This window comes from Dictyoglomus sp. GBS, assembly GCF_055179815.1.
Genome location: NZ_CM143687.1, coordinates 1,819,793 through 1,841,347 on the forward strand (window position 1 = coordinate 1,819,793; position 21,555 = coordinate 1,841,347).

A 21,555-nucleotide genomic window follows, 5' to 3' on the forward strand; every position below is an offset into this window, starting at 1 on the left:
CCCCTTAATCACTCTTCACAGGAATATTTATTACATCTCCATCTTCAAGAAGAATATTAACACTCTCATCTTTATCTTTATAATATTTAGAAAGATCTAAATTAATTATTCGCTTTTTCTCTGTTATGTACCTTTCAATTATGATATTCTTAATATCAGCCCTTACTGTAAATCCTCCTGCCATCTCTATTAAATCCACAATCCTCTCCCCTGTCTTTATTTCATACATACCGGGCACCTTAACTTCTCCAAGCACTCTTACAGTCTTCTCTTTTAATGGTACATAGATGATATCTCCAGGCACTATCTTTATATTTTCTTCTTCTGTATCTCCTTTTATCAAAACTTTAAAAAGATCTATCTCTTTTATCAACTTATTATCCCTTATTACTTGAATCTTTCTTTGGCTTCCTACAGTAAGTATTCCTCCTGCCATTCTTATTAACTCACTCACTTTTGTATTTTCACTAATCTCTTCTAGAATTTGAGAAGTATAAGTTGCTCTTTCAGAAGTACCTTCTCTAATTATAAAAGATTTAGGATTTTGAACATAACCAAGTACATAAACTCTATTTGCTCTTTCTGGAACTACCAATGTATCTCCCTCATTTAAAACAATATTTTCTTTTTCATCTTTTTCATAAATCAATTTGTATAAATTAACTGAAATAATCTCCTTTTTATCTTTTCCCTGTCTCTCCACATAAGCTGAAAATAGATCTGCATTAGGGGTAAATCCACCAACTATATTTATTATATCCCTTAACATCTCACCCTCTTTTATTTCTACCATCCCAGGATTTTGTACTTCTCCAAAAACCTTTACTATTTTTTTAACAATAGGTACATATATTATATCTCCCTCTTTAATATCAGGATTTTCCTTTTCATCCCCAAATTTTACATATTTCAAATAATCTATTGAAATAATATTATTTCCTCTTTTTATCTGTATATTTCTCGTAGAAGCAGAAGATTTCAAACCTCCAGCAACCTTTATCACATCATCAAGTGTACTTAAAGCAGAAACTAAGTATGAACCAGGATTCAAAACCTCACCAGTTACAGAAATTTTCATATATCTTGGGAATATAAGTTCAAGTTCTACTTTACTTCTTGGATAATAAGCTAAAATCTTTCTTGAAACCTCTTTAGTTGCTTCTGCCAGAGTTAAACCAGCAACTTTGATACTTCCAGCCACAAGGAGATTTATAGATCCAGTTGGAGAAACAAAAAGCTCATATATTTCTGGCTCTCCTGTCTCTTTCAGAATATAAACTCTTAATTTATCTCCAACCCCAAGAACATATTTATCAGGGTATATGGGTCTTCCAAAGAATACATCTGAAGATAACCTTGAGGTTGTATAGGTTTGGGCTAAGGTAATTGAAAGTAAATAAAACATTCCCAGTATAATCAAAATAAATATTTTCCTCATCTTTATCCCCCAACTATTATATTTTCTCTTTATTTTAACATAAAAAATCAAATAAATTTAGAGAACAAATCGCATTACAAAAAACATACTTGAAAATTTTGAAATAAAAGGAAGGATTTTTTTAAAATGAAAGAAATCAATAAAATTAGAATCTAACATCATGACTATTAATCTCAAAGAAAGAAAGCCTGTAATTAGAGAAAGTTATAAAGATATCTAAAAAAGAAAGCACTCTTATTTTAAATGAATTTACTACTTTTGTCTTAAGAAATTATTCCAAGACTTTTGTCTCTAAAGCTAAAGGAAAAATTATAGCATTTAGAGTAGAAGTAAAAAGATATTTTGGCTATACACTAAATATAACAGATATGAGCTATGCCATGTAGGAAGCACAAGCTTTAGTATTTATTACCTTAAAAGAGATTAGAGAAAAATTACTTTTCCTTCTCTTGATATTATGAGAGAAAAAGGAATTAGAAATTTTAGAGCTAAAGTTTCTTGGGAAAAGGAGAAATTTAAGAATAAGTTAATGAAAAAGCATAAAAATTTAAAGCTAGCAGTGATAAAAAGGGAGATGAAAAGAGATTGGATAAAATTTATATTCATATAGAATATTATGTGAGGCAACAGGGAGAAACTAAATCTTCCTTTTAATCCTCTCAATTCAACAAGGTCCGTTTATGATATAACCTAATTGAGGAGAATATTAATATGGATAAACTTCAAGAGCTTATAAAGATTTGTAAAAAATACAATATTGCCCTTTGCTATCTTTTTGGAAGTCAGAAAGATAATGCATTAAAGATTTTAAAAAATGAAGAGGTAAAAATAAAAGATCCATTGGCAGATATAGATGTAGGAATAGTATTTGATAAAAATATTGATGATATACCAGAAAGATACAAACTGTACGCAAATATATATAATGAAATGGAAGATATATTTAAACCATATAAATTGGATTTAGTTTTTCTTCAGGAATGCCATTCAGTTTTCCAGTTTGAAGCTATAAAGGGAATATGTGTATACAGCATCTCTGATGATTTTAAAGAAAATTATGAAATGATGATACTGAGAAGATCAGCAGATTTCAAATATGTGTTAGATAAATTCTATGAGGAAGCATTTGAAAAATACAAGGTTAAAAAATGATAAATAAGAATTTTATAAATGAAAGATTATTAATGATAAACTCATTTCTAAAAGAACTATATAAATTAGCTGAATTAGATGAGGAAACTTTTTTATCTCAAAATCTTTATACTGCAGCTTGTGAAAGTTTCCTAAGAAGAACTTTAGAAGCCATTTTTGATATAGGACGGCATATCTTATCAAAAAGTGGATACATAGATCTTTCCTCAGAATATAAATCTATTGCCAAAGGATTAGTAGAAATAGGAGTAATAGACAAAAAGTTAGGAGAAAAACTAATTCAAATGGCAGGATATAGAAATAGATTAGTCCATATGTATCATTTAGTTAGCGATAAAGAGCTATATCAAATAATAAAATCAGATCTTAAAGATATAGAAAATTTTGTTCTCTCTATTAAGGAGTATTTACCTAAATTTTAAAGTTAAGCTTCCTAAGTTAAAGATATCCAATTTTTCTTTTCCATTTATAAGGCTTCTCACTCAATATAATCTGTCTCTTATTTTTGTGTGAATATTTATTTTTTATCTTTTCTTCTAAAAACAATCTTTGACATCTTCTTTATTATCTTTGAAACGAAATATCCTAATCTTTCTTTTCTGAAATATTCCCATAATCAATACCTAAATCATTCTTTTTCAGTATTTTACCTCTTATAAAATTTAAAAAATCCCTATTTGCCTCCTCAGGATCATCTGAAATATAGCTCTCAATTACATCTTCCTCTAAACCATTATGAAAATGTTTTGGGAAAGTCTTTATTTTCTCCCAATTTCTATGAGGAGCATTATCATGCCTATATATAGAATTATCAATAAATCTTCTCTCCCAATGATATGAATATCTTCCCACTAGCTTAAGAGAAAACCATATATCCAATAAACTACTATCTATTAAGAAAACTCTTATCTCATTTATATCAGGTAAATGATACATACTCTACAATGTCACTATATTCTGTTTCTATAATATCTCTGAGTTTTTCAGTATCTATAATCACTTTAATTCTTTCAAGATTTTATCTATCTCTTCTTTTTTAAATTCTAAATGATCTAGCCTTTTAAAATCTTCAAAAGAGTCTTTTTCCTCTATTTTCACTTTTTCATAAAGCCTTTCAAAATCCTCAATTGATGAAATCATATACTTATTCATAATCTTATAAATTTCTGCCTTTATCTCTTTTAATTTTCTTTCTAAAAAAGTTACCAAACTTTGTTTCATCAATTCATCTTCAGATAAACCAAGTTCTTTTGCTATAACCTTAATTTTTTCATTACTTAAAGGGAGTATAGAAGTCATTAATTTCTCCTCCTATATTATCCTTCTTTTTTCTGCAAGAAAGCTTTTAGACTTTCCTTAATCATTAGCTATCTTCTTTTACCCTCAATTTAAATTATAGCACATTACATCTGATAACTTGTATGCTAAGCTGGGGGTTTTACAGAAAAGAAATGAGAAGGTATGTAGAAGAGGAAGAAGTATGAGGGAGATGGTTAACAGAAGCATGAATTCTAAAGTATCCTACTTCCAATCTAAAAGGTCTAAAAACTTTATAGCATCACTAATTTAAAATATAATTTTGGCAGATAAGTTTAAAAGTATAGAAATATAGTTTCCTATCTTTTCTATTAGTAATTCTTTATTAAGTATTCACAATAAACCTAAATTCTCTAAAATATCTATACTCTTTATTATAAAATCTTCAATGGATACCTCAGACTCATGAGGGATATGAAGCTCAGGACTTTCTATTGGATGTTCATGCATAAATCCACCTTCTCTATCTATTCCATAAATCCTATTATCTTTTACTACTAAAGCCAAATTAACTTTGTTTTTTCTAATATTCACATAAATCTGAATAAAAATATCATAAGAAAATCCTAATCTACATAAAAGTGTTATATCAGTATAATCTAAGAAGAGAAGATTTAAATCATATTTAACTTTCAAGCTATATATATTTTTTAATATTTCATCAATTGTCATTCAGATGTTAATTCTTTTATCTTCTCTTGTATATATCTAATTCCCTCAATAGCGTGTTCCCACTCCATAGCATCATTTTCTACATCCCAAGAGTACCCCTTTTCTTTCACTATACCCATCCTCTCAAATTCTTCAAATGACATATTATATTTCTTCTTCATTTTCTCATCTACAATTTTATACAAACGAAATCTTCTCTTATACTCTCTAAGAAGAATAGCTTTCAGTTCTTCTTTTGGAATCTTTTTTAATATACTCATTATTTCACTCCTTTTATTCTATTCAAAAAAATGAAAATCATGTTAATTCATCTCAATTTAAATTATAGCACATTAATTATGACATTAATACAATAACAAGTTACGAATAAAAATCATTCAAATTATGAATTAAAATATAATCCCTTACTATTTATGAATAGGATCTAAAAAAATCATTATAGATGAACCTCAAAAGGTTTCCTAATATTCTTTTAGCTTTAAAAAACACTGTAGATAAAACTCAGAGAAAGATGAAATTTATTCTTTCAGGCTCATCTACTTTGGAGGAAGAATTAGAAAGTGATTCTAAAATTAAAGTTAAACTAAAATTTAGAACAAATGATATATCAAAAATATCTAAGTAATATGGAACTTATTGATTTGATAAAATAAAATATAGTTTTAATGATAATATTCTATTAGAAGGAGGTATTTTAATGGATGATCTAAAACAATATTTATCAATACTTGCAGAAGAATATAAAAGTCTAAGAGAAGAAAGTAAGTAGGCAAGTATTAATATGTTTAGTGCCCTAAGTTGGGGTGCTGCTATTTTAGGTATTCTTATATCAGTAGGTTTTACCCAATGGAATAAACAACATGCTGTTGTTTTGTTAATTTTTTTATTGTAATCCCTATAATAGCAGCAATAGATATGTTTCTTTGGCTAGGCGAGGCCATGCGATTCAAAAGAGTAGGAGATTATATCTGTTTGATTGAACAGAAAGTTGGGATGATATTAGATAATTTCAAACAACAATATTCTATTAAGGAAAAGTTTTCTAACTTAAACAAAATAATTACAAATGTATAGTATAAATTGAGACTGTTCAAAATATAAATAAGGTTGAAAACAGGGGATTAGTTATATAAAAAGATAGAGGAAAGAAAAAGAGATTAGCTTATTTTTACTTTTCAAATCTCCATAAAAGAGGTAATTATAAGTTAAAATTTGCTTATGATATAATCTAATTGAGGAGAATATTAATATGGATAAACTTCAAGAGCTTATAAAGATTTGTAAAAAATACAATATTGCCCTTTGCTATCTTTTTGGAAGTCAGAAAGATAATGCATTAAAGATTTTAAAAAATGAAGAGGTAAAAATAAAAGATCCATTAACAGATATAGATGTAGGAATAGTATTTAATAAAAATATTGATGATATACCAGAAAGATACAAACTGTATTCAAATATATATAATGAAATGGAAGATATATTTAAACCATACAAATTGGATTTAGTTTTTCTTCAGGAATGCCATTCAGTTTTCCAGTTTGAAGCTATAAAGGGAATATGTGTATACAGCATCTCTGATGATTTTAAAGAAAATTATGAAATGATGATACTGAGAAGATCAGCAGATTTCAAATATGTGTTAGATAAATTCTATGAGGAAGCATTTGAAAAATACAAGGTTAAAAAATGATAAATAAGAATTTTATAAATGAAAGATTATTAATGATAAACTCATTTCTAAAAGAACTATATAAATTAGCTGAATTAGATGAGGAAACTTTTTTATCTCAAAATCTTTATACTGCAGCTTGTGAAAGTTTCCTAAGAAGAACTTTAGAAGCCATTTTTGATATAGGACGGCATATCTTATCAAAAAGTGGATACATAGATCTTTCCTCAGAATATAAATCTATTGCTAAAGGATTAGTAGAAATAGGAGCAGTAGACAAAAAGTTAGGAGAAAAACTAATTCAAATGGCAGGATATAGAAATAGATTAGTCCATATGTATCATTTAGTTAGCGATAAAGAGCTATATCAAATAATAAAATCAGATCTTAAGGATATAGAAAATTTTGTTCTCTCTATTAAGGAGTATTTACCTAAATTTTAAAGTTAAGCTTCCTAAGTTAAAGATATCCAATTTTTCTTTTCCATTTATAAGGCTTCTCACTCAATATAATCTGTCTCTTATTTTTGTGTGAATATTTATTTTTTATCTTTTCTTCTAAAAACAATCTTTGACATCTTCTTTATTATCTTTGAAACGAAATATCCTAATCTTTCTTTTCTGAAATATTCCCATAATCAATACCTAAATCATTCTTTTTCAGTATTTTACCTCTTATAAAATTTAAAAAATCCCTATTTGCCTCCTCAGGATCATCTGAAATATAGCTCTCAATTACATCTTCCTCTAAACCATTATGAAAATGTTTTGGGAAAGTCTTTATTTTCTCCCAATTTCTATGAGGAGCATTATCATGCCTATATATAGAATTATCAATAAATCTTCTCTCCCAATGATATGAATACTTTCCTGACTTTGAATAAAAAATATCTAAGAAACTTTCATCATAAAAGTATATGCGTAACTTCAATGGTTCTTGACTCTGTGTATAAATTATTTCTCCATATTCAACAATTGAACTAAACTCATTTAATATGATATCTAACAAATTAAGGTATATTTCTAATATTTTCTTCAATTATTTTAAGTGTCTCCTCAAGATTTTCTAAAAGAATTAAGTCCTCCCAGGCAGGATGTTCTGGCACTTCTTCTTTAAAGATCTTTTCCTCAAGTTCTCTTGAAGAGGTTACTTTATACCTATCAAGAATCTCTAAAATATCTATTTTTATCCTCCTTCTTTTTTCTTGCAAGAAAGCTTTTAAACTTTCCTTAGTAATATCCTCAAAATCAATACCTAAATCATTAGCTATCTTCTTTATTAATTCTTCAGTTATACTCATTTCTATCACCTCAACTTAAATTATAGCATATTACTTATTACTTCAATCAATAGTTTGCTTTTCCATAAGATTTGTATTAACATTCAAGTCATGAATAAAAATCATTCAGATTATGAATTAAAATACAATACCTTACTCTTAAAGAAATCTCTGAAAGTCTTACAGAAAGAACTATTTACTTTGAGATATTCCCTATGACATATCTATAAATTAAAGATCTTATATAAATAAATCTTTTAATTTATGTTAAGAAAACTTTACCAAAGAAGAGACTTTAGAAAGAGTTAATCCTATACCCTTTATCTTAAAAGGTTTCATGCCACTATTATTATATATAAATAATTTAGAATCTATCCTTGTATGGTGGGAAGGATATATAAAAAACATAATTTATAAAGAAATCTTAAAGCTCTCTCTCAAATAGATAACCTTCTTGATTTTAGAAAACTTATATCAGCTTTAGCTCTAAGAAGTGGAAATATAATTAATCAAACTGAAATAGCAAGAGAAATAGGAATAAGTCAACCTACTGTTCATAGATATATAAAACTTATGGAAATCTTAAATATAATTAGAAAAGTCCCTGCAAATTTTTCCAACAGACTAAAAAGAATTATAAAATCATTAAAAATATTCTTTATAGATCCTGCTTTTTGTGCTTACCTATCATAATATCACAACAAAGAAAGCTTAAAAATTGCTTGTGAGTTTGGGAATTTCTTTGAGGCTGTGCTCTTTCTTAATCTTCAAGCATATTCAGAACTTATTATTCCAAAAAGGAAAACTATATTATTACAGATCCATATCTGGCAAAGAAGTAGATTTCATCATTAAATGGGGAAGAAAAATCCTTGCTTTTGAGATTAAACATACAGAAAACCCTACTATGAAAGATATTAAGAATCTTTTAGACTTTATTAAAGAAAGCCCAAATTCTGTAAGAGGAGTGCTTATTTACAATGGAGATTCAATAAAATATCTTCACTCAAAAGTAATTGCTATTCCTTAGTGGTTATAATAATATATTAGTTTTTCTTTCCATAACTCTTGCCAAAGTTGACACAACTTCTTCTATTTCTTCCTCTTTTAAATTGTTATGAAAAGGTAATGCTAATGTTCTTTTTGAAATATTTTCTGTAATTGGAAGCATATATTATTCAAAAATTCTAAAAAATGTCTTAATTATTATTAAAAAATCACTGCAACAAGTAGCTTTTTCGGCATATTCAAGATTAAGCCTTATCTTTTCTGGCATTACTTGTTCAATATATACTTTTTCAGGATCATCTGCTTGTGCCAAAATTTCATTTTCATTTACATACTTAATAGATGCTGGATCAGTCATACCAGGAATAAGATTTAATACCTCTCTTTGCTCAGAATTATATAACATTACATATTTCTCAACTTCCGGCCTTGGGCCTACAAGACTCATCTCTCCTTTTAAAACGTTAAATAACTGAGGAAATTCATCAAGCTTAAATTTTCTTAGATAATATCCAATTCTTGTTATTCTTGGATCTTTACCAACAGTAATTAGACCTCCCTTTTTCTCTGCATCAATAACCATCGTCCTAAATTTCCACATATAGAAAGCTTTCCCTTTATAACCAATCCTCTTTTGCACAAAAAACACAGGACCACCATCTTCTATCTTTATCAACAAAGCAACTATCACAAAGAGAGGAAACAAAAATGGTAATCCTAATATTGTAAAAAATAGATCAAAAAATCTTTTGCATTTCCTCATTTTTTATAAATTCTAACTATATCTAAGACAGCTTCTATTACATCATAAACATCTTGATCTGTCATTCGAGGATATAAAGGTAAACTAATAATTCTTTGGTAATTTGTATATGTAACCGGAAAATCTTCTGGTTTATATCCATATTTTTCTCTATAATAAGGATGTATATGAATTGGTATAAAATGAACAGATGTTCCAATATTTCTCTTATGTAATTCTTCTATGAATTGATCCCTGTCTATCTTTAAAGCTTGAAGATTTAATCTAAGAACATAAAGATGCCATGCATGCTCTACATAAGGTCGTTCTACAGGAATTTCTAATGCTTCTTCTTTTGAAAAAGCATCATTATACATTTTCACAATTTCTCTTCTTCTTTTCTGAAATCTTTCTATTTTTTTTAGTTGCCATAATCCTATACTTGCTTGTATATCTGTCATATTATATTTAAATCCTGGATAAATTACTTCATAATACCAACTTCCTTCTTTAGAATATCTTTTCCACGCATCTTTACTCATCCCATGAAGACTTATTATCCTTGCCCTCTCAATAAAATCTGGATCTCCAGTAAGCATACCTCCCTCAGCAGTCGTTATATTCTTCGTAGCATAAAAACTAAAACATACAGGATTATTGGTAGAACCAACATATCTTGCCTTATATTTTGCCGAAACAGCATGAGCAGCATCTTCTATGACAAATAAATTATATTTTTTCGCTATATCATAGATATAGTCCAATTCTACAGGATGTCCAGAATAATGCACTGGTAAAATTGCTTTTGTCTTTGAAGTTATAGCAGGTTCTATTTTATTTGGATCAATATTTAGAGTATCTGGTTCTACATCAACCAATATTGGACGAGCCCCTACATGCTCAATAACATTCACTGAAGCACAGAAAGTCATAGGTGTTGTAATTACCTCATCTCCAGGACCAATTCCTAATGTAACTAAAGCTATATGAAGAGCAGCCGTGCAAGAGCTAAGAGCTAAAGCAGAGGGTGCGTTAAAATAATTTTTAAATTCTTCTTCAAACCTTTTTGTTTTAGGACCAGTAGTTATCCAATCTGATTTTAAAGTTTCTATAACCTCATTTATTTCCTCTTCTTCAATAAGAGGAGGGGAAAAGGGAAGAAATGTAGACCTCATAACTGTAATCTCCTTTCTCTAAAGCTCACTTATCAAAGTAATAACGATATTCATTCATAATACGTCCTAATCTTGTTCTAAAAGTTCGATATAACTCAAAACCTAAAGATTGATAAAAATAATTAACTGCATCATTGTTCTTAGCATCAGTAGTTAAATAAACAAATTTAGCTCCCATTTTTTTTGATATCTCAAGAAAAGTTTTCACCAACATTTTCCCTAAACCTCTCCCAGTATAATTAGGATCGACAGCAATAGAAGCTAATTCGCATATATTCATGGTTTTAATAGGTTTTTCTTTAGAAAGATTGCTTACACGTATAAAATTACCCCAGATTACTAATATTAACCAAGGCTTAATAAATAATGTTGGTAATATTGCCAAACCTAAATCAAATTTATGTTTTTTTAAAAGAGAATAAAAATAAGAAGAATTAAAAAAACCAGCTATAAACCCTACGATATATTTTTCTTCTTCGATAGCCAAAAAAATATTTAGAGAATAACTTAAAACTAATTCATAATATTTTTTGAGAAATTTATCTCCAAGTTGTGTCATAAAAAAATTAGGAAATGCTTTTTTATGAATTTCTACAATTCTATCTATATCTGAATATTTAACTTTTCTTAATTTTAAGTTTTCCATTCCTATTAATATTATAAAGGAAAAAATACAAATTCATATATTTTTCAAGCATAGAATCCTCTGTATAATATTTTTTATATCTCTCCTTTGCTCTTCTCGCTAATCTTTCTGCTAAATCTGGATTTTCTATAAGCTTAATAATTGCATATGCTAATTCCTGTGAATTCTTAGGAGGAACTAAAAGAGCTGACTCTCCATCTTTAACAACCTCTAAATTGCTTCCTATTGTGGTCGTAATGATAGGCTTTTCTGCAGCCATAGCCTCAAGTAGAGCAATAGACAATCCCTCCCACAAACTTGGCAAAACAACTATATCACTAATATTTAACAAATCCCCTATATCACTTCTAAATCCTAAAAATTTAACATATTGTTCTATTCTAAGATTTCTTACCAATTCTTCTAAATAATCTCTTAAAGGACCATCTCCTACAACAAGAATAACAAAAGAATTATTTACTTTAGAAACCAAAATTGGGACAGCCTTAAGCAAATATTCTAATCCTTTTTGAGGGGCCAATCTTCCAGTAAATAAGATAACCTTCTTTCCTTCTAAATTTAACTCTTTCTGAATTTCAGACTTTTGTCTTTTAGGAATAACTCTTTCCTCAGTAATTCCATTAGGTATTGCTATAACCTTTTCTTCATCACCAATACCTAGTTCTAATGCCCATTTTTTGTGAAATTCACTTACTGTAACTATTCTATCACACCAATGACTTGCTAATTTTTCCAAGAAAGAAAAAATCTTAATCTCAAGCCAAAATGATTGTTCATGAAATGCAAAACCATGAACAGTATGAATAATGATTGGAACTTTTGCTAAATATGCAGCAAGCCTACCAACAAATCCCCCCTTAGAAGTATGTGTATGAACAATAGTATAATTACTATTTTTGAGAAAATTATAAAGATTATATAACCCCCATAAATCTTTAAGTGGATTTATATCTCTCCAAATAACATCTAAATCTATTACTCCTATATCACTTTCTCTTAAAACCTTTTTAAATGTAGCATCAGTAGTTAATACATCAACATGCCAACCAAATTCTTTAGCTTTCTGAGCTAACCTCAGAATTAACACTGATGCCCCACCAAATTTTGAGTCACCAACTATATGAAGAATTCTCATTTTTTTATTTATAAAATAAAATATTTAATTGTTATTCAATTCATTATATATATTTATAACTTTCTTTTCAGCAAATTGCCAATTATATTTCCTCTCGTAAAGTTTTCTTCCTCTGAGTCCTAAACTGTCTCTAAATAACTTATCTTCTAATTTTCTAATTGCATCTTCAGTATCTTTTATATTACCATAATCAACAATTAAACCTATTTTTTCTTCCATAACTAATTTATCAATTCCAGTACCTTTAGCCACAATAATCGGTTTTGATAACATCATTGCTTCAAATAGCTTATTAGGACTTGAAAATTTATGATTTGGTACTGAAGGATCATAAATCGCAAAAATTGCATCTGATTCGTAATATACTCTAAGTGCATCTATGTATGATAACCTACCTAAAAATATTATATTCTCCCTCGTATTTCTTATTATTTCACTTTCTAAAGGTCCAAATCCTCCAATAATTAAATTCCATTCTAAATGTTTCTTAAAAATCTCTATCATTTCTTTTATAAATCTTCCTTCTTGTAATATACCTACATAAGCAAGAGTTAAATTACAATTCTTCCTAAATAGATAATTGGGGTTACCCTTAAAGTAAAAAAGCAAATCTTTTGGGATATTTTGAACTATTTCTATTTTTTTTAAATCATAAAAAGAAATCTGTTTTAATCTAATTTCATCACAAAGAATAATTTTGTCAGAAATTTTCATAGCTATTTTATCCAAAAATCTTATAATTGGTCTAAGGAAAAATGGTATCTTAAAAGAGTCAGTATAATAATCAAATATATCATAAATTACTTTCTTTTTAAATAATAATTTAACAATAATCGAAGGAATAATAGTATCGAAATCACATGCATGGATTATATTATAAATATTCTTATTTTTCACTAACCATAAAAATAAAAACATTTGCCATTTTAAAATAGGAAATAAATTAGATAGACCCTTACCATATTCACCAGGAATTCTCACTCTAATTATTTTATAAAAGAAATTATATAAATTAACTATCTGCTCCGAGGGGAGATAAAATTCATTTCTATTCCAAGCTAAAACAACAACTCTATTTCCTTTTTTAACTAAAATTTCAGCTAATTTTTCCACTCGTGGATCTGGATTTACTTGATTTGATCTTATTATAACAATATTCATATTTTATTTGCACCTCTTCCTTCTAATAAACTTATTGTCAAAGGAATAGATAAGAAATAGATCATAGACCTTAATCTCGTATCACCTGTCCCTCCACTTATAAATGAATAAGCAATTGTAAAGATACTGCAAAGAATTAAAAAATCATAAAAATACTTGCAATTTCTTAATAAACTTATACTTCTCAATAACTTATAAAAGACAAATAAAAGCTCAATCCACCATACAAAAGAACCAACAAATATTAATATATCACCAGTCTTTGTAGAAACTAAAAACACATTTTTATAAAGTAATTGCATTAATGACCTAAAAGGGCCAGGTCCTAACAAAAACCTTTGTATATAGATAGGATAACTCAATAAACTAAACTTTTCTGATATCTCTAATGCCCAAGTGTCTCCCTCCAAAAATAGTTTCTGAAAACTCATAATAATATCAAATTTGGAATAGATTAAATAAAATATAATTAATATGATAAAAACTATTATTAAATTTTTGATATATCCTTTTTTACTATATAAGTCTAATTGCTTATTTACACTTAGGTAAACTCCCAAAAATACAAAAAGTGAAAGTATACCACCCATTGGTCTTAAACCATTTAACAATATAAAATAAAAATATATAAGTAATATAATCAATATTATTTTGATGTACTTACCAATATATTTAACTAATAATATATTAAGCATATAAATCTCCAAAATTAAAATAAACAAGAAAAACGTTTCTTTTAAATTACGAATCACAGTCCAAATTATAATGCCATTTAAAGTAAAAATAGAAAATAATATATTTGTACTTTTTTTAAAAATAAAAGGCATTCTAGTATATAATATTATCATTAATAAATTTGAAGATAAAGAATATAATAAAATATTAGCTAATTTGACCCATATTATAGATTTATCAACAGATAAAAACAAAACTAATACACCCCATCTAACATAATTAGGTGCCAAATAGTTGTCCGGAGATATACCATCTAAAACATGTAAGAAGGCTTTCCAATAATAATTAGCATCGCTACCATAATCTGCATTCTCAATCCCATAAAGTTTAAGTTCAAAAGTCAACAACAATAATGAGATTAGGGAAAAAAATAAAACAAAAAGAGTAACTCCAATTAGATCTTTTCTTAAGCTTTTATATTTTTCCCATATAACAGCATGAATAAAAATCAAAATTGATATTATAACCATGAAATTAATTATTTATTAATGTTTTTTCAATATAATTACAAATTGTATCAATTCTTTTATTCCATGTCCAAATTTTAGATGAGTTAACATCATTGTAATTATTATCTCTACGGTAGTAATTTTTATACCAATAAATAAACTTATCTACACCATTATCTAAAAAATTATTTAATGGGATTTTAATAACTTTCGTTAGATCAAAATAATTAAATAACTCATCAATAGAACCATCATCAATAGTAAAAATCCATTTACCTAAACATATTGCATCTTGAACAGTATTTGTTAGGTTTGAATAATCACAAAAAGACAAAATTAAATCCGCTCCTTTAATATACTTTAATGTTTCACAATAATTGATTGCCCCTAAAAACTTTATATTTTCTGTTAAGCTCTCTTTCAAAACTATATTTTCTAAGAATATCCTTTCTGGTCCATCCCCAATAATATAGAGATATACATTTTTATAACCATTTTTTATTAAGTAAGAAATGAAAAATATTACTCGATCTATCCTTTTCCACTTATCTAATCTATAGGCAGTCACTGTTAATATATCAGTATCTTTTAAATTTAAAATTCTTTTAAAATTTTTATGAACATGTCTTGTACATCTCTCAATTTCATAATAGTCAACCCCATTAGGAATATGTAATATAGGACTTTTTATATCTCCTAATAACCTTATTACTTTATCACCTTTCGTTCCATCATTAGTCATTATCTTTAAATCAGCCTTTAATCTCAACGCAACATAATCAATAGGAAGTTTAATAAAAGTTCCTAATCTCCCATATTTATTTACGTAAGGATACAATACTGTTCCTTGAAAACTTGCTATAAAAGGTTTTCTCAATATTTTTGAAAGGATATATCCAATAATTACACCAAACCTTTCATATCCCCAAATAATATCTATCTCTTTCTTTAGATTTTTATATCTTTTTAATACATATATAAAAATTAAAATACCAAAAAATATTAAATATGGAAATCCTTTTATCCATTGATGATGATCATTTCTAAATTCTACTATATCCTCAACATAAAAAGAATTTATTATATGTTTATCTCTTTTAAATATACTTAATATATTATTTCTGATAAATTTAAAATATTTTTTGATTATTTCAATTATCTTTTTAATAAAACGAGGAAACAAAAAAAGGTTAATCTTAACATTAGAAAAATCAGAAATATAAATATTATCATCAATATTAGCAATCGACCAAATTTCTAAATGGTAATTCTTAGAAACTAAACCCTCTATCGTTCTTCTTAAACTTTGGTTCCCAGCTTTTAAAAAAGGAGCATTAGTTATAATTAATATCTTTTTCATTTGTTTATTTTTTTAATATATTTATTTTTTCTGCAAAATCTAACAAAAGCATCTAGTGAGCTCCCCATCACCATAAATAACTGGTGATTTTTCATTAATTAAAGCATTAAAAAATTTAGGTATAACTGCTGCATAAGGTCCATAGGGATCTTGCTTTTTACCAAAAACATTAAAATAACGTAATCCTATAGTTTCCATTCCATAAATATTTGAAAAAACATTAGCATAAAGCTCATTTGTATATTTTGAAACTGCATAAGGAGAGAGAGGTTTACCTATTCTTTCTTCTACTTTAGGCAAATCTTGAATATCTCCATAAACAGAAGACGAAGAAGCATATACAAAACGCTTAATTCCATTTTTATATGCTGCCCATAACATATTCACAAAACCTGTAGCATTACACTGATGTGTAGTTAAAGGATCTTCTATTGAACGAGGAACAGAACCTACTGCAGCCTGATGAAGAACAACATCTACACCCTTACAAGCCTCAAGACAAACTTCTATATTTCTAGTATCTCCCTCAATTAATTTAAATTTAGGATTTCTAAGAAATTCTTCTATATTTTCTTTCTTTCCTGTTATAAAATTATCCAAACAAACTACCTCATATCCTCTTTCAAGTAAAGCCTCACACAAATTAGACCCTATAAATCCTGCACCACCTGTTACTAAAACCTTCATTCATAACCTCCCATATTAATCATTATATTAACTACCTAAAGTTAACTATTTTTTATTTTAAATCTATTTATTAAAAACCTTAGAAATGATAGTTTCATTAACATTGGTAAATACACAAGAGGGTCCACAAAATACTTCCATCCTTATTTACCTAATATATATTCTTCTTCAAGAGCTAGTAATTTAGCAGCATAAAGGAGAGAAGCCTTTATATCATCTTTTGTAATAAATGGATATTCTTTAAGTATATCCTCTTCAGTATAACCATAGGCTAATTTTTCTAATAGTATTTCAACAGTAAGCCTTGTACCTTTTATCACAGGTTTCCCCAACATTATTTGAGGATTCATTTCTATTCGCTCTAAAAGATTCTCTATCATTATTATTTCTCTCCTTTCAAGGGTATAAATCTAAACTTGTTATCAGAGATAATTTAGCCAAATCCAAAACCTCATTATCTCTCATGGTAGGATTACTTTCTGCTATCCAAATGATATTATATCCCATTTCTCGAATTAAATCTACTATTGCCTTTTCAACATTTACATCCGCAAGAAATTTGACTCTCATATACCTAATCTTATTTATAACTTTTTTCTTCTACTAGAATAATCTTCTTATCTTCCATTCTATATTCATTTCCACAACTTTTACAAATTGCTTCATTATTCTCATTAAAATCCAATCTTGCTCCACACTTACATACCCAGCCAATCTGTCTTGCTGGAACTCCTACTACAAGAGCATATGGCGGTACATCTTTTGTCACTACTGCTCCTGCTCCTATAAAGGCATATTCTCCTATTGTCACTCCACATACTATGGTAGCATTCGCACCAATAGTAGCTCCTCTTTTTACTAATGTTTTCCTAAATTCATGCTTCCTCTCAATAAATGCCCTTGGATTTATTACATTGGTAAATACACAAGAAGGTCCACAAAATACATCATCTTCTATTTCTACTCCTTCATAAACACTTACATTGTTTTGTATTTTTACATTATTGCCTATTTTTACATTTGGTCCCACCATTACATTTTGTCCAAGCACACAATTTTTACCTATTTTACTTCCACTTAATATATGACAAAAGTGCCAAATCTTTGTACCTTCTCCTATTTCTACTCCATCATCCACATAAGAGCTTTCATGTACAAAATATGGTTTATTATTTGACATATATCCCTCCATCATATTTAATTTAAGCTACTCTCACCTTTATTTGTCAACTTTATTGCCTGTTCAAGAACAGCTAATACCCTTAATCCTTCATAACCATCTGTTATTGGTCTTTTCCTTTCTTTAACACATTCTATAAAATGAAGAAGCTCTAATTTTAATGGTTCATTATTTTCGATAGCAATAACTTGCATTTCTTCCTTCTTAGCTATAGGGTATCCATTATTAAATTCTACTTTATGAGGGTATAAAAACAACTTTTCTTTAGTGGTATCATCAAATACAATCATACCTTTTGTACCTATTACTACTAATTTTTGTTCTTTAAAAGGATGCCACCAACTTACAAATATATGTCCTTTAATTCCATTACTAAACTCAAGAGATGCCCAAATTCCATCTTCAACCCCTTTTGTTATAAATCCAAACCCTTGAGAATATATATTAATAGGCATATCACCTACTATACTAAGAATCAAAGATATATCATGAGGGGCAAGACTCCACCATGCATTCTCATCCTTTCTAACCTTCCCTATATTTAATCTATGAGAATAAATATAAAGAATATTACCTATAGCACCATTTTTTATCAGTTCTTTCAATTTATTTACAGCTGGATGATACTGCAAAATATGCCCTACCATAAGAATTTTTCCCTTTTCTTCCGCCAACTTAACTATATCTTCTCCTTCTCTTACAGATATAGCCATAGGTTTTTCTACAAATACATCCTTACCACACAATAGAGCTTTTTTGACCAATTCATAATGAGTTACTGCAGGAGTTGCTATAGCTACAGAAGTTATCTCTGGATTTTGAAAAATATCTTCTACTTTTTGAGTGTAATTTACATCTGGAAAATCTTTTTTTCTTTCTTCAATAACCTTTTCATCAAAGTCACATGCTGTATGAAGAACATTAAGTTCATACAAATTCCTTAATATGTTTTTACCCCAATATCCGAGCCCTATAAGTCCTATAAATTTATCCATTTTATCTATATTACCTATTCACCTATTATTCATTACCAACTTTTTCATATATCTCTATTTGAACTCCATATCCAAGTTTTTCTAAAAAATTTTTACAATCCTCCCATGCAAGACCAAAGGCTGGAACATTAGATAATCCAATATAACTAAATATCTCTTATTAAATCAAAATAACTTTCTTCAAAGTCTTCTTCCATTAAACATTTTTCAGCCCAATCCACAAGCTCATCTAAAGAAATTCTACTATAAAGATAATCTATAATTTTTTTGGCTAAATCTCTTCTTGTTATCATAAAAATACTAAAAACCTCCTAATTTTAATTAATTTACATCATTTTTATTAACTTTTCTATGGCCAAGATCTTCAGGATACTTTATGTGAACCTCTGTTAATTCCCCTTATCATTATAAATCTCTTGATAAAACTTTATAGTATTCTCATCAATATCAAACTTCTTTTACGTATTTAGCCCTCCATCCAGCCTTTCCTTTAACTTCATACCAATACTTTCTACCCATAAATACTCTTCCCAATTTTTAAATTTCTTTTCGTTAAGTTTTCTCTTATTATATTCCATCCCACATCTTCAGATCATCGATATCTTCTCTTACAAGATTATTACTCTTTCATCTATATCAATTCCTCTTTTTCTCAATGCATTTCTTGTATCAACAATTCTTTTTGCATTATTATATATAGTATTATAATCTATATTATCATGATCTGTAACAATTAATATACAATCAGCATTTTTAACTTTTTCTTCTGTTAATTCGCATGACCTATACACTTTATCGTTACCATTTGCATTTATTTTTATCTCTGATATACAGGGATCATAATACTCCACTTCTCCACCAAGTCTTTCAAGTTCTGGAATAATCTTTAATGCTGGGGATTCTCTGGGATCTGCAATATTAGGTTTGTAAGATACTCCTATAATAAGTATCTTTGATCCGTTAACTGATTTTTTATCCTTATTAAGTGCTTCCATAACAAGTTGTACTACATATTTAGGCATACTATCATTAATTTCTCCAGCAAGCTCTATAAATCTCACCTCAAAATCATACTCTTTGGCCTTCCATGAGAGATAAAAGGGATCAATAGGAATGCAGTGACCTCCCAGTCCTGGTCCAGGATAAAAGGGCATAAAACCGTATGGTTTTGTTGATGCAGCTTGGATAACCTCCCATATATCAATACCCATCTTATTACACAATATTGCAAGCTCGTTTATGAAAGATATATTTACAAGTCGAAATATATTTTCAAGAAGTTTCTCCATTTCTGCCACTTTAGGCGAAGAAACCTTAAATACTTGTGAAACTATTAGGGAGTAGAGTTCTGCTGCTTTATCAGTAGAAACCTGATTTATTCTTCCAACCACTTTTGGTATATCTTTTGTAGTAAACTTTTTATTTCCGGGATCTACCCTCTCTGGAGAAAAAGCAACATAGAAATCTTCTCCTGCTTTCAGTCCACTTTTTTCTAATATTGGTACCAAAACTTCTTCTGTAGTACCAGGATAAGTAGTACTTTCTAAGACAACTAACTGGCCTTTTTTTAATTCTTTGGATATCTCAGTCGCAACATTAACTATGTATGAAATATCAGGTTCTTTGTGAGGACCAAGAGGAGTTGGTACACATATAATTACTGCATCAGAATCTTTAACAGGTTCAAAATCAACATAAGCTTTTAAATTACCACTTCTTACAACTTGTAATAAATCATCACTTTTCACATCATCAATATATGATTTACCTTTATTTACCATTTCTACTTTCTTGGGATTTTGCTCAATCCCATACACTATAACTCCAGCTCTTGCAAATTCCAAGGCTAATGGAAGTCCTACATAACCCAAGCCTACTACAGATATTTTTTTAAAGCTCATTTTTCAATCCTCCAGTTCTTTATTTAATTCTATATAATAGATGAATTCTCTAAAATCACCTACATTATTTAAAAATTCATACAAACGAGATAAGTTAATTTTCATATATTCATGTACAAGTAGGTTCCTCAAACCTATCATATTAATCAATCTTTTACCTAAATCTTCAGGTATATATCCATTTTTTATTAAAATCTCTATACATTCTCTATAATTTTTAGGACTTCCTAAATTATTACTACTTACTAAAGCACAAGATATATCTACTACTTCTTGAATACACTCTAAAATTCCATATCTCAATGCCCATTGTTTAATTTTGTCTTCTAAAACATCTTCTAATGAAGTATTTTTCCTAAATTCTTCTAATGTTATTAAATTTTCTTCTAATCTTTTTATTCTTTCTTTAATCATTTTCTTATTCCAAACTTTCTATTTTTTATTCTCTCTTTTAAATCTCTATCCATCATTTTTCTCAAATACTCTGTATCCATATATTCTATAAATGTCCTATATTTAAATTCAACAAATTTTTCCTTATTTATCAAATAAATAGGCATTCCTTTTGAAATTATCTCAAAAGCCATAACAGGATCCATCTTGTAGAGATTATTTAGTATCACAATATCTACATTCTTCTCCAATTTAGTTTCTAATCGAGAAACTATATCTCCAATCTCCAAAAGTTCTAAATCTCTTTGTAAATGAATTGCAATATCAATATCGCTATCTTCTCTAAAATTTCCTTTAACTAAGGATCCAAATATTATTACAAAATCAACTGGATAGTCTATTATAATCTCTTTTAGCTCTTCTTTAGTTTTTTCAACAATATCTTTTTTCATAACCATCAA

At 27.9% G+C, this 21,555-nt stretch carries 29 protein-coding genes and 4 pseudogenes; 8 read left to right on the forward strand and 25 right to left on the reverse strand.

The features are described from left to right. Positions 1-4: 4 nt before the first annotated feature. Positions 5-1,438: an SLBB domain-containing protein gene (locus ACY3IT_RS09020; protein ID WP_463082613.1), complete on the reverse strand. Its 1,434-nt coding sequence runs from the start codon at positions 1,436-1,438 to the stop codon at positions 5-7. Positions 1,439-1,895: 457 nt separating this feature from the next. On the opposite strand from ACY3IT_RS09020, the gene ACY3IT_RS09025 reads away from it, so the two are divergent. The 3 genes from ACY3IT_RS09025 (at position 1,896) to hepT (ACY3IT_RS09035) (ending at position 3,012) form a co-directional block, all read left to right on the forward strand. Continuing rightward, positions 1,896-2,048, forward strand: coding sequence for a hypothetical protein (locus ACY3IT_RS09025; protein WP_463082614.1), 153 nt, complete (start codon positions 1,896-1,898; stop codon positions 2,046-2,048). Positions 2,049-2,149: 101 nt separating this feature from the next. Beyond that, the gene (locus ACY3IT_RS09030) at positions 2,150-2,590 is read left to right on the forward strand and encodes a nucleotidyltransferase domain-containing protein (protein ID WP_463082615.1); all 441 of its coding nucleotides are present in this window, start codon (positions 2,150-2,152) and stop codon (positions 2,588-2,590) included. Continuing rightward, complete coding sequence (hepT, locus tag ACY3IT_RS09035; RefSeq protein ID WP_463082616.1) at positions 2,587-3,012, forward strand: type VII toxin-antitoxin system HepT family RNase toxin; 426 nt, start codon at positions 2,587-2,589, stop codon at positions 3,010-3,012. Before ACY3IT_RS09030 ends, hepT (ACY3IT_RS09035) begins: the two co-directional genes overlap by 4 nt. A 163-nt stretch (positions 3,013-3,175) precedes the next feature. Here hepT (ACY3IT_RS09035) and ACY3IT_RS09040 read toward each other — a convergent pair whose 3' ends face one another. The 4 genes from ACY3IT_RS09040 to ACY3IT_RS09055 form a co-directional block, all read right to left on the reverse strand. Then, positions 3,176-3,526: a toxin-antitoxin system TumE family protein gene (locus ACY3IT_RS09040; RefSeq protein WP_463082617.1), complete on the reverse strand. Its 351-nt coding sequence runs from the start codon at positions 3,524-3,526 to the stop codon at positions 3,176-3,178. Between the two features lie 60 nt (positions 3,527-3,586). After that, positions 3,587-3,889, reverse strand: coding sequence for a hypothetical protein (locus ACY3IT_RS09045; protein WP_463082619.1), 303 nt, complete (start codon positions 3,887-3,889; stop codon positions 3,587-3,589). Positions 3,890-4,240: 351 nt separating this feature from the next. Next, a complete protein-coding gene (locus ACY3IT_RS09050) occupies positions 4,241-4,579 on the reverse strand; it encodes a hypothetical protein (RefSeq protein ID WP_463082620.1) in 339 nt (112 codons plus the stop codon). Then, on the reverse strand, positions 4,576-4,839 hold the full coding sequence (locus ACY3IT_RS09055) for a hypothetical protein (RefSeq protein WP_463082621.1): 264 nt from the start codon (positions 4,837-4,839) through the stop codon (positions 4,576-4,578). Before ACY3IT_RS09055 ends, ACY3IT_RS09050 begins: the two co-directional genes overlap by 4 nt. 182 nt (positions 4,840-5,021) lie before the next feature. Here ACY3IT_RS09055 and ACY3IT_RS09060 point away from each other — a divergent pair, with 182 nt between their 5' ends. The 3 genes from ACY3IT_RS09060 to hepT (ACY3IT_RS09070) all read left to right on the forward strand — a co-directional run bounded on the left by ACY3IT_RS09060 (position 5,022) and on the right by hepT (ACY3IT_RS09070) (position 6,691). Next, on the forward strand, positions 5,022-5,204 hold the full coding sequence (locus tag ACY3IT_RS09060) for a hypothetical protein (protein WP_463082622.1): 183 nt from the start codon (positions 5,022-5,024) through the stop codon (positions 5,202-5,204). A 624-nt stretch (positions 5,205-5,828) separates the two neighbouring features. Further along, complete coding sequence (locus tag ACY3IT_RS09065; protein ID WP_463082623.1) at positions 5,829-6,269, forward strand: nucleotidyltransferase domain-containing protein; 441 nt, start codon at positions 5,829-5,831, stop codon at positions 6,267-6,269. Further along, positions 6,266-6,691, forward strand: a complete 426-nt coding sequence (gene hepT, locus ACY3IT_RS09070; RefSeq protein ID WP_463082624.1) for a type VII toxin-antitoxin system HepT family RNase toxin — start codon at positions 6,266-6,268, stop codon at positions 6,689-6,691. Before ACY3IT_RS09065 ends, hepT (ACY3IT_RS09070) begins: the two co-directional genes overlap by 4 nt. A 163-nt stretch (positions 6,692-6,854) precedes the next feature. Here hepT (ACY3IT_RS09070) and ACY3IT_RS09075 read toward each other — a convergent pair whose 3' ends face one another. Together ACY3IT_RS09075 and ACY3IT_RS09080 are read right to left on the reverse strand one after the other, a co-directional pair. Next, positions 6,855-7,286: a toxin-antitoxin system TumE family protein gene (locus tag ACY3IT_RS09075; protein WP_463082625.1), complete on the reverse strand. Its 432-nt coding sequence runs from the start codon at positions 7,284-7,286 to the stop codon at positions 6,855-6,857. After that, complete coding sequence (locus tag ACY3IT_RS09080; RefSeq protein ID WP_463082626.1) at positions 7,258-7,548, reverse strand: hypothetical protein; 291 nt, start codon at positions 7,546-7,548, stop codon at positions 7,258-7,260. Before ACY3IT_RS09080 ends, ACY3IT_RS09075 begins: the two co-directional genes overlap by 29 nt. A 411-nt stretch (positions 7,549-7,959) precedes the next feature. On the opposite strand from ACY3IT_RS09080, the pseudogene ACY3IT_RS09085 reads away from it, so the two are divergent. After that, a pseudogene (locus ACY3IT_RS09085) lies at positions 7,960-8,220 on the forward strand (DUF4143 domain-containing protein); the annotation flags it as partial. A 31-nt stretch (positions 8,221-8,251) separates the two neighbouring features. Next, positions 8,252-8,557, forward strand: a complete 306-nt coding sequence (locus ACY3IT_RS09090) for a DUF4143 domain-containing protein (RefSeq protein WP_463083649.1) — start codon at positions 8,252-8,254, stop codon at positions 8,555-8,557. A 3-nt stretch (positions 8,558-8,560) separates the two neighbouring features. On the opposite strand, the gene ACY3IT_RS09095 is transcribed toward ACY3IT_RS09090, so the two are convergent. The 18 genes and pseudogenes from ACY3IT_RS09095 to mntA form a co-directional block, all read right to left on the reverse strand. After that, a complete protein-coding gene (locus ACY3IT_RS09095) occupies positions 8,561-8,698 on the reverse strand; it encodes a DegT/DnrJ/EryC1/StrS family aminotransferase (protein ID WP_463082627.1) in 138 nt (45 codons plus the stop codon). A 3-nt stretch (positions 8,699-8,701) separates the two neighbouring features. Beyond that, positions 8,702-9,298, reverse strand: coding sequence for a sugar transferase (locus tag ACY3IT_RS09100; RefSeq protein ID WP_463082628.1), 597 nt, complete (start codon positions 9,296-9,298; stop codon positions 8,702-8,704). Beyond that, positions 9,295-10,452 (reverse strand): DegT/DnrJ/EryC1/StrS family aminotransferase, encoded by a 1,158-nt coding sequence (locus tag ACY3IT_RS09105; protein WP_463082629.1) that lies wholly within the window; start codon positions 10,450-10,452, stop codon positions 9,295-9,297. Before ACY3IT_RS09105 ends, ACY3IT_RS09100 begins: the two co-directional genes overlap by 4 nt. 25 nt (positions 10,453-10,477) lie before the next feature. Beyond that, positions 10,478-11,098: a GNAT family N-acetyltransferase gene (locus ACY3IT_RS09110; RefSeq protein ID WP_463082630.1), complete on the reverse strand. Its 621-nt coding sequence runs from the start codon at positions 11,096-11,098 to the stop codon at positions 10,478-10,480. Further along, positions 11,070-12,233 (reverse strand): glycosyltransferase family 4 protein, encoded by a 1,164-nt coding sequence (locus ACY3IT_RS09115; protein WP_463082631.1) that lies wholly within the window; start codon positions 12,231-12,233, stop codon positions 11,070-11,072. Before ACY3IT_RS09115 ends, ACY3IT_RS09110 begins: the two co-directional genes overlap by 29 nt. Positions 12,234-12,257: 24 nt before the next feature. Then, the gene (locus tag ACY3IT_RS09120) at positions 12,258-13,394 is read right to left on the reverse strand and encodes a glycosyltransferase family 4 protein (RefSeq protein WP_463082632.1); all 1,137 of its coding nucleotides are present in this window, start codon (positions 13,392-13,394) and stop codon (positions 12,258-12,260) included. Then, positions 13,391-14,599, reverse strand: a complete 1,209-nt coding sequence (locus ACY3IT_RS09125) for a hypothetical protein (protein ID WP_463082633.1) — start codon at positions 14,597-14,599, stop codon at positions 13,391-13,393. Before ACY3IT_RS09125 ends, ACY3IT_RS09120 begins: the two co-directional genes overlap by 4 nt. A gap of 4 nt (positions 14,600-14,603) precedes the next feature. After that, the gene (locus ACY3IT_RS09130; protein ID WP_463082634.1) at positions 14,604-15,938 is read right to left on the reverse strand and encodes a glycosyltransferase; all 1,335 of its coding nucleotides are present in this window, start codon (positions 15,936-15,938) and stop codon (positions 14,604-14,606) included. A gap of 45 nt (positions 15,939-15,983) precedes the next feature. Next, positions 15,984-16,625: pseudogene (locus ACY3IT_RS09135) on the reverse strand (NAD-dependent epimerase/dehydratase family protein); the annotation flags it as partial. 143 nt (positions 16,626-16,768) lie between these two features. Continuing rightward, positions 16,769-17,005: a DUF433 domain-containing protein gene (locus tag ACY3IT_RS09140; protein ID WP_463082635.1), complete on the reverse strand. Its 237-nt coding sequence runs from the start codon at positions 17,003-17,005 to the stop codon at positions 16,769-16,771. A 16-nt stretch (positions 17,006-17,021) separates the two neighbouring features. Beyond that, entirely contained in the window at positions 17,022-17,195 is a 174-nt protein-coding gene (locus ACY3IT_RS09145; RefSeq protein WP_463082636.1) for a DUF5615 family PIN-like protein, read from the reverse strand. Between the two features lie 148 nt (positions 17,196-17,343). Further along, positions 17,344-17,466: pseudogene (locus ACY3IT_RS09150) on the reverse strand (N-acetyltransferase); the annotation flags it as partial. A gap of 123 nt (positions 17,467-17,589) precedes the next feature. After that, a pseudogene (locus ACY3IT_RS09155) lies at positions 17,590-17,820 on the reverse strand (DapH/DapD/GlmU-related protein); the annotation flags it as partial. Positions 17,821-17,822: 2 nt separating this feature from the next. Beyond that, a complete protein-coding gene (locus tag ACY3IT_RS09160) occupies positions 17,823-18,800 on the reverse strand; it encodes a Gfo/Idh/MocA family protein (RefSeq protein WP_463082637.1) in 978 nt (325 codons plus the stop codon). Positions 18,801-18,946: 146 nt separating this feature from the next. After that, a complete protein-coding gene (locus tag ACY3IT_RS09165) occupies positions 18,947-19,093 on the reverse strand; it encodes a hypothetical protein (RefSeq protein ID WP_463082638.1) in 147 nt (48 codons plus the stop codon). Positions 19,094-19,408: 315 nt separating this feature from the next. After that, entirely contained in the window at positions 19,409-20,701 is a 1,293-nt protein-coding gene (locus tag ACY3IT_RS09170) for a nucleotide sugar dehydrogenase (protein WP_463082639.1), read from the reverse strand. A 3-nt stretch (positions 20,702-20,704) separates the two neighbouring features. Then, entirely contained in the window at positions 20,705-21,115 is a 411-nt protein-coding gene (hepT, locus tag ACY3IT_RS09175) for a type VII toxin-antitoxin system HepT family RNase toxin (RefSeq protein ID WP_463082640.1), read from the reverse strand. After that, positions 21,112-21,546, reverse strand: a complete 435-nt coding sequence (gene mntA, locus ACY3IT_RS09180) for a type VII toxin-antitoxin system MntA family adenylyltransferase antitoxin (protein ID WP_463082641.1) — start codon at positions 21,544-21,546, stop codon at positions 21,112-21,114. Before mntA ends, hepT (ACY3IT_RS09175) begins: the two co-directional genes overlap by 4 nt. Positions 21,547-21,555: the final 9 nt, after the last annotated feature.

Bases quoted from the DNA above. Each gene is read 5' to 3' on its own strand.
- ACY3IT_RS09160 (WP_463082637.1), bottom strand. From the start codon at position 18,800: ATGGATAAATTTATAGGACTTATAGGGCTCGGATATTGGGGTAAAAAC.
- ACY3IT_RS09060 (WP_463082622.1), top strand. From the start codon at position 5,022: ATGAACCTCAAAAGGTTTCCTAATATTCTTTTAGCTTTAAAAAACACT.
- ACY3IT_RS09030 (WP_463082615.1), top strand. From the start codon at position 2,150: ATGGATAAACTTCAAGAGCTTATAAAGATTTGTAAAAAATACAATATT.
- ACY3IT_RS09110 (WP_463082630.1), bottom strand. From the start codon at position 11,098: ATGGAAAACTTAAAATTAAGAAAAGTTAAATATTCAGATATAGATAGA.
- ACY3IT_RS09050 (WP_463082620.1), bottom strand. From the start codon at position 4,579: ATGACAATTGATGAAATATTAAAAAATATATATAGCTTGAAAGTTAAA.
- ACY3IT_RS09065 (WP_463082623.1), top strand. From the start codon at position 5,829: ATGGATAAACTTCAAGAGCTTATAAAGATTTGTAAAAAATACAATATT.
- ACY3IT_RS09040 (WP_463082617.1), bottom strand. From the start codon at position 3,526: ATGTATCATTTACCTGATATAAATGAGATAAGAGTTTTCTTAATAGAT.
- ACY3IT_RS09125 (WP_463082633.1), bottom strand. From the start codon at position 14,599: ATGGTTATAATATCAATTTTGATTTTTATTCATGCTGTTATATGGGAA.
- ACY3IT_RS09145 (WP_463082636.1), bottom strand. From the start codon at position 17,195: ATGAGAGTCAAATTTCTTGCGGATGTAAATGTTGAAAAGGCAATAGTA.
- hepT (WP_463082640.1), bottom strand. From the start codon at position 21,115: ATGATTAAAGAAAGAATAAAAAGATTAGAAGAAAATTTAATAACATTA.
- ACY3IT_RS09025 (WP_463082614.1), top strand. From the start codon at position 1,896: ATGAGAGAAAAAGGAATTAGAAATTTTAGAGCTAAAGTTTCTTGGGAA.
- hepT (WP_463082624.1), top strand. From the start codon at position 6,266: ATGATAAATAAGAATTTTATAAATGAAAGATTATTAATGATAAACTCA.
- ACY3IT_RS09045 (WP_463082619.1), bottom strand. From the start codon at position 3,889: ATGACTTCTATACTCCCTTTAAGTAATGAAAAAATTAAGGTTATAGCA.
- ACY3IT_RS09170 (WP_463082639.1), bottom strand. From the start codon at position 20,701: ATGAGCTTTAAAAAAATATCTGTAGTAGGCTTGGGTTATGTAGGACTT.
- ACY3IT_RS09130 (WP_463082634.1), bottom strand. From the start codon at position 15,938: ATGAAAAAGATATTAATTATAACTAATGCTCCTTTTTTAAAAGCTGGG.
- ACY3IT_RS09080 (WP_463082626.1), bottom strand. From the start codon at position 7,548: ATGAGTATAACTGAAGAATTAATAAAGAAGATAGCTAATGATTTAGGT.
- ACY3IT_RS09140 (WP_463082635.1), bottom strand. From the start codon at position 17,005: ATGATAGAGAATCTTTTAGAGCGAATAGAAATGAATCCTCAAATAATG.
- ACY3IT_RS09095 (WP_463082627.1), bottom strand. From the start codon at position 8,698: ATGCTTCCAATTACAGAAAATATTTCAAAAAGAACATTAGCATTACCT.
- mntA (WP_463082641.1), bottom strand. From the start codon at position 21,546: ATGAAAAAAGATATTGTTGAAAAAACTAAAGAAGAGCTAAAAGAGATT.
- ACY3IT_RS09100 (WP_463082628.1), bottom strand. From the start codon at position 9,298: ATGAGGAAATGCAAAAGATTTTTTGATCTATTTTTTACAATATTAGGA.
- hepT (WP_463082616.1), top strand. From the start codon at position 2,587: ATGATAAATAAGAATTTTATAAATGAAAGATTATTAATGATAAACTCA.
- ACY3IT_RS09165 (WP_463082638.1), bottom strand. From the start codon at position 19,093: ATGATAACAAGAAGAGATTTAGCCAAAAAAATTATAGATTATCTTTAT.
- ACY3IT_RS09105 (WP_463082629.1), bottom strand. From the start codon at position 10,452: ATGAGGTCTACATTTCTTCCCTTTTCCCCTCCTCTTATTGAAGAAGAG.
- ACY3IT_RS09055 (WP_463082621.1), bottom strand. From the start codon at position 4,839: ATGAGTATATTAAAAAAGATTCCAAAAGAAGAACTGAAAGCTATTCTT.
- ACY3IT_RS09020 (WP_463082613.1), bottom strand. From the start codon at position 1,438: ATGAGGAAAATATTTATTTTGATTATACTGGGAATGTTTTATTTACTT.
- ACY3IT_RS09115 (WP_463082631.1), bottom strand. From the start codon at position 12,233: ATGAGAATTCTTCATATAGTTGGTGACTCAAAATTTGGTGGGGCATCA.
- ACY3IT_RS09120 (WP_463082632.1), bottom strand. From the start codon at position 13,394: ATGAATATTGTTATAATAAGATCAAATCAAGTAAATCCAGATCCACGA.